Origin of the sequence: uncultured Acetobacterium sp., from assembly GCF_927416815.1 — a bacterium.
GTDB lineage: Bacteria > Bacillota > Clostridia > Eubacteriales > Eubacteriaceae > Acetobacterium.
Map to the genome: position 1 here is coordinate 62,631 of NZ_CAKMJU010000058.1, position 11,547 is coordinate 74,177.

Consider the following 11,547-nt stretch of genomic DNA (forward strand, 5'->3'; position numbering starts at 1 on the left):
ATGACGATATGTATATCAAGAGATAAAATTATCTAAAAATTAATCAGCAAAATTAAATAAAGGTATTATATAATAGTGAAGGAGGTTTAGTTATGAAAATTATATCAGGCAATAATCCCGCTGTTCAAGCCAAAGTCGGTCAGGACATTGCAACAGAAGCCAGCCGTCGTTTGGATTCTGAAAAAAAAGGCATCAGCAAAAATAAACAAGACAGCAGCAGTATTTCAAGTAGCCGCAATGCGTCCTTTGAAGACAATCGGGTATCCACCGCTAAATCAGCGATTCTTTACGACGTCACCGTCAAAGAGTCAAGCCGCTTAAGCGAATTAAAAGAAGCCGTTAAGAACGGAACCTACCACGTGCCCACCGAGGCTTTGGTTGATGCGCTTCTAAAATAAGAATAAGGGCAAGAAAAGTAAAAATAAGTAAATAAAAAGTAAAAATAAAAATAAAACTTCTCGAGGAGGCTTAATATGCTTGAAACAATCGAATATAAACAAACCTTAGATAGTTTTTACGACTATCTTTTCGGGGTTATTAAGCTTCATCGTGATACCATCCCCAAACTAAAAGATGAGCTGATGCTGATACAGAGCAACAGCATCGATGAATTAAGCGATAACCTCAACCACCAGCAGATCTTCCTCTATCAGATTAAAAACTTTGACCAGGAGGTGGCAGCCTATATGGAAAAACTGAATGTCAGCGGCAAGAATATCAGCGAAGTGATCAATCAGTTTCCAGAGGATCAGCAAGACCGCTTTGCAAAACTACTGGCCGAATTTAAAGAAGTCGCCAAAGAAATTGAGTTTTATAAAAATAAATGTCAAACCCTGCTGCAAACGAAATTGCATGTGGTCAACAAAAATATCGCCCAATATAAGGCAAAACAAGAAAAAACCACCTACGGGGAAGACGGCAAAAATGACAGTTCCATCAAGATTCCCTCAGCCTTCGAAAAAAGCATTTAGTTTAACATATAAGTAGCGGCGATCCGTGATGACCAAGGGGTCAGATCCTCGCCCGAGTTCACCCCTCGCCCGCAAACAGGGATCAGAGTAAAAGGAGAAAACAATGGCTGCAACATTTGTATCATATGATTTAGCCCGCCGCGCCATGGAGGCCAGTCAGGCAAGCATCAATATCGTTGGAAATAATATTTCTAATATAAATACTGAAGGTTATACCAGACAACGGGTCGATATCGTTTCGGTGACCAGTAGCGGCATGGTTCAAAAATATGCTACCCCTCAGATATCCTCCGGACTAGGTGTAAAAGCTACCGGCACAACCCAGCTCAGAGACCCCTATATTGATGCCCGGTATCGTAATCAGAATTCAGAAAACAGTCGCTACGAAACCATGTTAAAAGGGCTTTCGAATCTTGAAGATGTCTTTGATGAAGCTTCAGCAGAGGCCTTGCAAGGTGAATTTTCAAGCTTTATTAAGGATCTCAATAGTTTGTCACAAACCCCAGCCAGCTCGGACATTGCCCAAGTTGTCCGTTCGGCAGCAGAAAAAATAACCCAAATGATGAATATGTATGCCAATCAGTTAGACGAGATCCGAACCGAGCAGACTGAAAATCTTGAAGTAACGGTCGACAGCGAATTTAACACCTTTGTCAAAAACATTGCTGCATTGAATCAACAAATTCAACGGGAAGAAATATATGGTAATCGGCCCAATGAGCTATATGATCAGCGTAATTTGCTGATTGATAAATTGTCGGGGATTTCTAATATCAAAGTCAGTATGACACCAGCCGATGTGATCTCGGAAAATCTTACCATTCCTCATTATTGCATCACCATCGATAATCCAGGTGGCGGCGAACCGATTATGATTGTCGACAATGGCAAATTTGCCGAGATGAGTCTGGATGCAGAAACGGATCCCCTCAATGTTAAATTATCAGTTGTGGATACAACCGGAAAGCTGAGAGACGATGCCAACGACGTCATAAGTGACGGCAAGCTGCATGGTTATTTAAGTATTATCAACGGCAAAGGAACCTTTGCAAGTGCTACCGAAAATAATGCCAAAGGCATTTATTACTATAACGAGAAAATAAATATCATGGCAAAACAGTTTGCCCAAGAATTTAACAAGATAAACAGTGAGATTAATGTAAGCGACGGGCTTGGTGGTTATCAGCTAAATGACGTTACCACGAACCCTTTAAATCTTTTTACTGATGATTCGGGAACTTCAGCAGCGAACATCACAGCTAAAAACATTCAGGTATCATCAGATTGGTTAAAAAACCCATCCTATGTGAATACAACCAGAAACCCAATCATTGACCCAGTACCACCTGGTTATAAAGCAACACCAACAGAACCGGATAATATCCTGCGAATGATTAAACGAATGAGCGAACAGATTGACTTTAAAGATGGCATGGGAACAACCATTTTATCAGGTACCTTTAACGAATACATGACCAGTGTGGTCAGTGAAGTGGGAACGGATGTGGAGCTGTACACCAACTTCTCTAAAACAGCTACCAATGTATTTCAGACCATCTCAGACACCAGAGACTCGGTTTCGGGTGTTTCCTTGAATGAAGAAGGGATTAACCTCTCAGCCTTTCAGAAGGTCTACAATGCGGCTATGCGCTACTTTAATGTACTGGACGAAAATCTCGATAACGTCATTAACAGAATGGGTGTGTAGGCACAGGTTGGGTTAACCACATTGGTTTACGATGAATAAACGAAAGGAAGTGAAAAAATGAGAATTACCTATCGCATGATGACCTCAAAATATTCAACCAATTTAAATAGCTTGTCAACAGATCTTAATAAATTAAATACCCAGGTGGCCACCGGCAGAAAATATGCTAGAACATCAGAAGATGTATCCTCAGCCGTTCGGGGATATCAGATCCGCCGAAATCTTGCTAAGGTTGAAGGTTATCAGGATAACATCCAGCATGCCCAGTCATTTTTAACCAATTCGGAAAGTACCCTTAGTCAGATTCAGTCATCACTTTCTGAAGCAACGGACAAGATTTTGCAAGGGATGAATGGGACTCAAAGCGATGGTGATCGAAAGATTATTGCCACCGAACTGCGTACCATCCAGGCTCAGTTGCTGGAAACCATGAATACGGATGTTTCAGGCCAGTACCTTTTTGGCGGAACAAATAACCAAAAACCCTTTGAGGTCGTTGGCGTTCCTCCGAAACTTGAATATAATGGCAATAAATTGGATGACTTGATAAAAGGGTCGCCTGAAGCTGAGCGACTTCAAAATGACACAATGTATGTCGATATTGGGTTGGGGGTAACATTTGATTCAGGAACTGGAGATGTCAATCCGAGCTCTGTATTTAATTATTCCTTTCCGGGTTTGAGTTTTATGGGGATGGAGACTTCAGTTGTTTCTGGAGAAACGGTGTCCAATAATCTTTATGATCTACTCGGCAGAATTGCCACGGAATTTGAAGAACCAGATGCGAGTTATTCCTCTGATAAAGTGAGTGGGCTTTATGGTTTGTTTAAAGAAAACAGCTTAAAAGTTTATCAAACGACTACCGAAATTGGTGCTAAAACCCAGTACCTGGAATTTATGACCAGCCGCTACGAAACTCAGAACTATAACCTTCAGGAACGACAGGTAGAAGTTGAAGGAGTGGACGCAGCCTATACCTATATCGCTTTCCAAAGCCAGAAGGTCGCCTATCAGGCGGCTCTGCAAATGGGCCAAAGTGTCGTGCAACAGTCCGTCTTTGATTATATGTCCTAATCGTTACAATGGCGAGCAAGAGAAGGGAGGAAAAACATGGAAAATTTAATCACCATTGAAACAGTACCAATAAAAATTGACTTTGTCGAAAAAGAACAATTAAAACTATCAGCCGTCCATAATACCCAGCTCCAGGTCAAGCAGCAAAGCGAACACCAGATTCAGAGCCAACCAGTCCGGCTGACCATTCAGGATTCCTATGAACCCAGCAGCAGCTATGCTTGGGATAATGCCACCTATACCGCCGTCCCCAAGTTTGATACCGCTGGTAATCTCAGCCTCGATATTAGCATGGAAGACGGAGAATCCCGGGCGATCCGCTTTAAGCATGCCAACCGCAGCATCGAGTCGATGTCAAGCAAGGCCAAAATTAACGACCAGGATACCGGCAACCTGCAAATGACCATCCCGATTAGCCGGCTATCCAGCGGCATGCCGGAAACCAACAATTTTAATACCGAATTCATGCCCCCAGACCTCCAGCTAATCGTAACCCAACGACCCGAAGTCATCATCAAATACGTCGGCGGCCCAATCTACGTCCCCCCCAGCGCCGACCCCAACTACAGCCCCCCGATCGGCTTCGAACAACAACAAATCGCATCCCAACAGATTCCTCTGTTAGACGAAAAAGTATAAAAGGCGGCAACGCCTTTTTTTTCGTTGAAAAGTTAAAAAATTCAAAAATCGTTTAACGACACTGCGTGATCTTGTTCGTAGGGGCGGATATCATCCGCCTGTTAGCGAAAAGTAAAAACTTTTCAAAAAACCCTAAACTCTCATCACAAACAACCGATAATACTATCAACAAATCCTAAAACGGCGTTATTAATATATCCCAACAAAAAAACTTTAGCAAACCCAAATATTTTTTAAAAACACCCTAAAGTATCCCCCTTGTTGGACGATATTAATAACAAGAGCGAAAAAGCTTAAACATTTGGCAAACCTTGCGTACGAAGGAACGCCTCAACAATTCCCTGGCCGAGGGTTATCGGCAAAATAAAAAAACGGAGGAAAGAACAATGAGAATCAATCATAACATTACAGCACTTAATACCTATAACAAATTATCAGCAAACCAGGCAGCTACAACTAAGTCATTAGAAAAACTGTCATCCGGTTTAAAAATCAACCGAGCTGGCGATAACGCTGCAGGATTGGCAATTTCTGAAAAAATGCGTGGCCAGATCCGTGGTCTGGATCAAGCATCTACCAACGCCAATGATGGGATTTCTTTAATTAAAACAGCTGAAGGCGCGTTAAGTGAAACCCACTCCATTCTTCAAAGAATGCGAGAACTGGCGGTACAATCATCCAATGATACCAATACTGCTACTGATCGTGGCGAAATGCAGAAAGAAATTGATCAGTTAACAACTGAAATCGATCGAATTGCAAACACAACCGAATTTAACACTCAAAAATTATTAAATGGTGATAAAGAAGGACTTCGAGCTGCGGCAAATGGAAAAGTTACTATGTCTGCGAATACCAGTGCTACTACTGTTACGCTGGGAGCAGGGTTAGCTACGATTCAGAGTGTAGCTGCTTCTTCAGGGTCAGCAATAAAGGATTTTACAGTTACCATCACGAAAACTGCTGATACGGGAACAACATTTGGATTCTCTGTAGACAGTCCAGTACATGCGGGAGCGTCATTGGCTAGTGTAACTGCAGGTGGTTCTGCAACTCTTGACCTTACTACAAATTTAGTCTCAGCTTCTGCTGGAACGCTTGTAATTACCGACCTTGATAAAATGAAGGTAGGCGATAGCATAACATTAACATTCAAAAAAGCAGATGCCGGTAATGATAGTGTAACTGACGCAGTAAATATGCAAATCGGAGCCAATACCGGGCAAAATATGTACGTTGGAATTAACGACATGCGTGCAGACGCTTTAGGGGTAAGAACTGGAGCCGCTGGAGCCGCTGTTAATATCGAAACAGCCGGAAAAGCATCGGCTGCCATCACAACAATTGATAACGCTATCGAAAAGGTCTCGGCTCAGCGTTCACAGCTTGGGGCTTTCCAGAACAGATTAGAACATACCATCAACAATTTGGGTACGTCTTCTGAAAACCTGACTTCGTCTGAATCTCGAATCCGTGACGTTGATATGGCTAAAGAAATGATGGAATTTACCAAGAATAATATTCTTTCTCAAGCTGCTCAGTCAATGCTTGCTCAAGCTAATCAACAACCACAAAGTGTCCTTCAGTTATTACAATAATTAGAAAGTCTTAATATCGCAACTTGAATCAAATGAGAGGGTCATGAGAATATTTTCTCTGACCCTCTTTAAAATGAATAAGGGTGCTTATTTTTAATAGTGTCTAAGCTTTTTTTATTGTAAAATCAATAAATGGTTTTCATTAAATAAAATAAAAAAATGTGATTTGTCTAATGAAAATTATTTAACAAGAAAGGGATATCAAAGTGAAATTAAGCATTGGAATGATCGTTAAAAACGAAGAGAAATATCTGGGAAGGTGCCTGGAAGCATTAAAACCAATTCTTAAAAATGTGGATGCAGAATTAGTAATAGTCGATACGGGCTCAACAGATAATACGGTCGAAATTGCAAAACTATATACGGATAAAGTCTTTTACCACCAATGGAACAATGATTTTGCTGAGGCGAGAAATATTACAATTGAAAAATCCCAAGGTCAGTGGTATTTTTATATCGATGCTGATGAAATACTTGAGAAACCGGATAGCATCATTGATTTTTTTAATAAGGGCACCTATAAAAATTATAAAGGTTTAGCAATAAAAATCGATAATTTAATTAAGGAAGACCGAAGTCAAAGTGGTTCAACCTTTCATAGTCGGAGAATTGTAAAAAGAGATAATGATCTAAAATTCACAAGTAAAATTCACGAATATCTTCCTAATAAGGAACCCGTTTATCTCTCCGAGGCAGTGCTGGTTCACTACGGCTATATCCAAATCGATCAAGACTTCGTTGATGAAAAATCGCAAAGAAACTTAGTAATCATAAAAGAAGAACTGAAGGCCGATCCGAATAATATATTTTTGCTTTACCATTTGGGTCAAACGCATGTCTTTAATGGTAATTTTATCGAAGCCTTGGATCCTTTGAGTAGAGCACTAGATATTGCAAGAGAATCAAAGACATATCCGATGCATATTTATAATCTAATGTTGGATGTTTATATAAAAAATCAACTTTTTTCAGAGGCTGAAACAACGGCAAAAGAAGTAATAAATGCTCAACTGGAAAAAAACAGTGGATATATTAATATCTATTTCTATTTAGCGCAAGCCCAAGGGATACTAAAAAAAAATCAGGAAGCAATCATAAATTATAAAAAATGTTTAGAATTACTTAAACAATATGAAAGTAATAAATTAGCGATTAATTTAGTTGCCATAGTGTCTGATTTTGGTGGTGAAAAATATGTTTATTCTCAAGTAGCGGCACTATATGATGCGCTTTTAGAGTATGAGAAATCAGTTGAATATTCAAAAAAAATATTAAATTTGACTAAAAATCGTGCGAATGGTATAGAACAAAATTACTATTATCTAGCAGTCAACCAAATTGTGAGATTAAGTATTAAATATAAGCGATATGATGAATTAGTTGTTTTCTATGAAGAAATTATAGTAGACAAAGATGACTCAGATCTTAGTGCGGCTGATCGCTTTGAGAATACTCTGGAAGCTCTGATTAGCGACAATAAGAAACATAAGAACGAAGTAATCGATCGCTTTGCGGTATTAGAGATTAATAATAATTATGTCTTTCTGAATAAAATCAGAAAGAAAAAGGAACTGAACCAATCGCTGACTGATGAAGAATTGAATATAATATATTCCTATGATTTCAATGATAAAAACGATATATACGGGGAATTTGTATATTATCTAATGACGGACGGTTTTCAGATCGATTCGGTTTTTTCTAAACTCGAGGAAAAAGAAATTAACCGTTACAATGAGTATATGGCCCGCACCTTTAGTGATTTTTCCGAGGTGGTAGTAAACTATTTTAAAAAATATGACGACCAACAGGATATCTATTTTTCGATCTTTTCTAAAGCGCTGAAACGAGTTGCGTTGATAAAAGAAGAAATAGACAATGAAGACTATCTGGATTTATTTAAAAGATATGTTAAAGAAGGTGTGTTTTATCTGGAAATCGTTTACAATGAAACCGTCTTGGATGCCGAGAACATCTATGTGCTAAAAAATCATGAAGAGATATTTTTTATGTTTATGAGAAAAGCGCTAATGAATAAAGATGATGACCAATCTAAATATTTGCAGTATATGAGAAAAGCATTAAGCGCATATGATTATATGAAAAAGGGTGTAGAACTGCTTCTTGACGAATTGAAGAATGAAGAAAAGAAACAAGAAGAAAAGAAACAAGAAGAAACAGATAATTATTCAAAAAATGAATTTGAAGAATACAAGATACTGGTAAAAAATAACATTTCAATGTTAATAGAAGATAATAAAGTAGCGGAAGCGAAGCATTTGATCGATGAGTACTTAAAGATTGTACCCGCGGATTTGGAAATGCTTGCTTTAAAATCAGAAGTGCAACTGAAATTGATGTAAGGGTAAGAATTGCAGATCATCAACTAGTTGTCTCTGTTTTGCTGCAATGTTGAATTAAAGGTGGATAAATCAATTGAATCAGGAAAATTTAGATCATAAACAAAAACTAAAAGAAAATATTGGGATTCTGATAGAAAATGAAAAACTGGATGAAGCGAAAGAACTTTTGGAATTGTATGAGCAAGTTGAACACAATGATGTTGAAAATTATTCCATGAAGGGCGTGATTGCCATGATGGAAGGAAATTTGGATGAAGCGGAACGGGTGCTGAAGATAGGGCTGTCGATTGATGAAAATAATTTTGATCTCCTGTACAATTTAGGGTACCTGTATCATTCTAGTAAACGAGAAAAATTGGCGATAGTGTATTATAGAAAAGCTATTAGGTTTCCAAAGGAAGAAAAAGATATAGCTATAGTTTCTGAACTATTGAAAGAACTAGAAATGGTTAAAGACAATTCTGATGCAATAGCTGAAGAGTATAATGAATGCGAGACATCAAATTGTGATATTATCATTAAGAATACAGATGAAAAATCAATGGCTGTTGTAGGGGATAACATTTTTGATTATAGAGAATCGATCGCCAATTCTTTTTTAGATGACGACGCGCCGTTGGTTAGTATATATGTGCTCGCATTTAATAATTTAGAAAAATACACAAAAACTTGTGTGGAGTGTATTTTAAAATATACAAAAGAAATTGATTATGAATTGATTTTGGTTGACAATGGTTCTAGTGATGGTACATTTGAATATTTCCAATCGGTACCTCATAGAAAGAAAAAAATAATAAAAGTTACTAAAAATATTGGTGCTTATGAGGGGACAAGGCATGCCATAGCAGCAAGTAGAGGGAAGTATATTGTCAGTATTGCGAATGATCTATATGTTACAAATAATTGGCTTGAAAATATGTTGCAATGTGCCTTAAGTGATACGAAAATTGGGATGGTAAATCCAATGTCCGATTATGTAAGTAACAATCAATCTGTCGATCTAGGTTATAAAGATTTTGATGATATGCAAAAGAAAGCAGCTCAGTTCAATATTTCGAATCCAGGGAAATGGCACGAACGGTTAAGAATGATTATTTTAGGAACGCTTTTCAAGAAAGAGTGTCTTGATGGGATAGGTTTTTTTGATTACGGCTTTATCCATGACTTCGCCGATGATGATCTAACGTTTAGGGTAAGGCGAGCAGGATATAAAGCTGTGCTCTGCAAAGATGTATTTATTAGTCATGCCGGAAAGATTACGGATAAAGGATCAGATTTTGCGATTCAATCATTAGAAAAGGGACGGAAAATATTTAAAGATAAGTATTTTGGGATAGATGCCTGGGATGATGTCAATAATTATGAAACAAATATGATTTCATTAATCGACGAGAGACAGGGAAAAAGTGAATACCATATACTTGGAATAGATGTTTTATGTGGAACCCCGTTGCTAGAGGCAAAAAATGCACTTAGAGAAAAGGGTTTTTATAATACTCGTTTAGCAGCCTTTACCACTGAAGGAAAGTATTGGTTAGATCTTAGTACTATCTGTGGTAGCGAGTTAGCATCTGATCGGATTGAATATATTAATGAGTATTATAAACAATGCAGTTTTGATTATATTATTTTGGGTAGGTATTTAAATGAATATGGCTTTCCATTAAAGAACCTTAATAGAATATTAGAGCTAATAAAAGACGATGGAAGTTTAATTCTGAAAATCAACAATGAAGATGACTTGCGAAGGTTCTTAGCGATGATAAATATGTACAAATACACAGATAGAAAGAATACGAGTTATATTAGCTTAGAAGAGCTAAGTAATTATCTGGAAAGCAAGGGATATTTTATCGAAGAAGCACTATCCGAAAATCATTCAATTGATGATCAAAGTAAAAAAAACATTTTTAGTAGAATTAGAAAAATTTGTGATGATGATGCAGAATCGGTTTTTAATAAAATGCTCATTAAAGATTATACTATCAAGGTGAGTAGGAAATTGATATAAGCAAGAAAGTGGAGGGGGAAATGACGACAATTGATACTTTAGAAAGTCTATTGGGAGATTTCGAGAAGGGCACATTAGAAACAGATAGCAATAAGTTATGTGATTTAGATAAAAAACAGATTATTCTTTATGGAGCCGGCAACATTGGTAAGAGGCTTTATAAAAACCTTAAAGATAATGGAATAAATACGATATGTTTTATTGACCGCGCTAAAAGTACTGATTTTTCTGGATTTGAAGTACCAATATATCATCCGGAGGATGAGATGCTCATAAAATTTAAATCTACAGGTTATGTTATTCTCTCAGCATTATTTACACTTAACACATGTAATGAGATAAAATTGAACCTAAAAAAACTTGGGTTTGAAAATATTTTTGCATTACATGAAGTGAATTTAAGCACGATAAATAATGGCGCTTTTTATGAGAATCTCTTTGATGGTTCATATAATAAAATTGATGTTTTAGGGAAAGATCGAGGAAAAGTGGTGGAAGCATTTTCTTCTTTCGAACAGGAGGAAGATAAAAAGCTTTACATTGAGTATCTTAAGGCCCATTTAACAATGGACTTTACTAGGTTTAAGGAGCCTTATGATGTCAACCTACAGTATCTAGCCCATAATATTCCCATTAAAAAAGATTATAGTCGTTTCGTTGATTGTGGCGGTTTCGATGGTGATACCATACGCAACCTTGTTTCGAAGCAGATTAAAATAAAAAACTTGGCTATTTTTGAACCACAGAACGACTTATGTGTAAAGATTGCAGAATATACACGCCAGAATTCAAAAAAATTCGACACGGTAATTATGTTTCCGTGTGGCGTTCATGCAAGAACTGAAAAATTTAGGTTTTCCGTACCAATTGATGCTCCCTCAAGTGGAAGGTTTGATGAAGCCGGAAGTGAAATTATACAGTGTGTTGCTATCGATGATGTATTACAAGGGTTTAAACCTACTTTTATAAAAATGGATATTGAAGGTGCAGAAATGAATGCTCTAAAAGGTGCGAAGAGAAGCATTATTGCTAATCATCCACAATGGATAGGTTATAATAAACTGGACAACATAATTGTGGGCAGGTAAAATATAAACAACAAACAAAGGAGACCTGCCGAAATGACTAAAAGACCAAGACGAAGTTTTACCGATGAATTCAAAAACCAGATGGTGCAATTGTA

General features: G+C 37.4%; 9 protein-coding genes. All 9 read left to right on the forward strand.

Features of this window, described 5'->3' with window-relative positions; translation table 11 throughout:
• The first annotated feature begins 92 nt into the window (after positions 1 to 92).
• The 9 genes from QZ998_RS09565 (at position 93) to QZ998_RS09605 (ending at position 11,452) form a co-directional block, all read left to right on the forward strand.
• Positions 93 to 398 carry a flagellar biosynthesis anti-sigma factor FlgM gene (locus tag QZ998_RS09565; protein ID WP_296560051.1) on the forward strand — a complete coding sequence of 102 codons (306 nt, stop codon included), beginning with the start codon at positions 93 to 95 and terminating at the stop codon, positions 396 to 398.
• 75 nt (positions 399 to 473) lie between these two features.
• The gene (flgN, locus tag QZ998_RS09570; RefSeq protein ID WP_296560053.1) at positions 474 to 971 is read left to right on the forward strand and encodes a flagellar export chaperone FlgN; all 498 of its coding nucleotides are present in this window, start codon (positions 474 to 476) and stop codon (positions 969 to 971) included.
• A 103-nt stretch (positions 972 to 1,074) separates the two neighbouring features.
• Positions 1,075 to 2,679, forward strand: coding sequence for a flagellar hook-associated protein FlgK (gene flgK, locus QZ998_RS09575; RefSeq protein ID WP_296560055.1), 1,605 nt, complete (start codon positions 1,075 to 1,077; stop codon positions 2,677 to 2,679).
• Between the two features lie 57 nt (positions 2,680 to 2,736).
• Positions 2,737 to 3,753, forward strand: a complete 1,017-nt coding sequence (locus QZ998_RS09580) for a hypothetical protein (protein WP_296560056.1) — start codon at positions 2,737 to 2,739, stop codon at positions 3,751 to 3,753.
• Positions 3,754 to 3,789: 36 nt separating this feature from the next.
• Positions 3,790 to 4,392, forward strand: coding sequence for a hypothetical protein (locus QZ998_RS09585; RefSeq protein ID WP_296560058.1), 603 nt, complete (start codon positions 3,790 to 3,792; stop codon positions 4,390 to 4,392).
• 386 nt (positions 4,393 to 4,778) lie between these two features.
• Positions 4,779 to 5,990, forward strand: coding sequence for a flagellin (locus QZ998_RS09590; protein ID WP_296560060.1), 1,212 nt, complete (start codon positions 4,779 to 4,781; stop codon positions 5,988 to 5,990).
• A 206-nt stretch (positions 5,991 to 6,196) separates the two neighbouring features.
• Positions 6,197 to 8,353 (forward strand): TPR domain-containing glycosyltransferase, encoded by a 2,157-nt coding sequence (locus QZ998_RS09595; protein WP_296560062.1) that lies wholly within the window; start codon positions 6,197 to 6,199, stop codon positions 8,351 to 8,353.
• Between the two features lie 73 nt (positions 8,354 to 8,426).
• Positions 8,427 to 10,364, forward strand: coding sequence for a glycosyltransferase (locus QZ998_RS09600; protein ID WP_296560063.1), 1,938 nt, complete (start codon positions 8,427 to 8,429; stop codon positions 10,362 to 10,364).
• A gap of 20 nt (positions 10,365 to 10,384) precedes the next feature.
• Positions 10,385 to 11,452 carry an FkbM family methyltransferase gene (locus tag QZ998_RS09605; RefSeq protein WP_296560065.1) on the forward strand — a complete coding sequence of 356 codons (1,068 nt, stop codon included), beginning with the start codon at positions 10,385 to 10,387 and terminating at the stop codon, positions 11,450 to 11,452.
• The last annotated feature ends 95 nt before the right edge of the window (positions 11,453 to 11,547 follow it).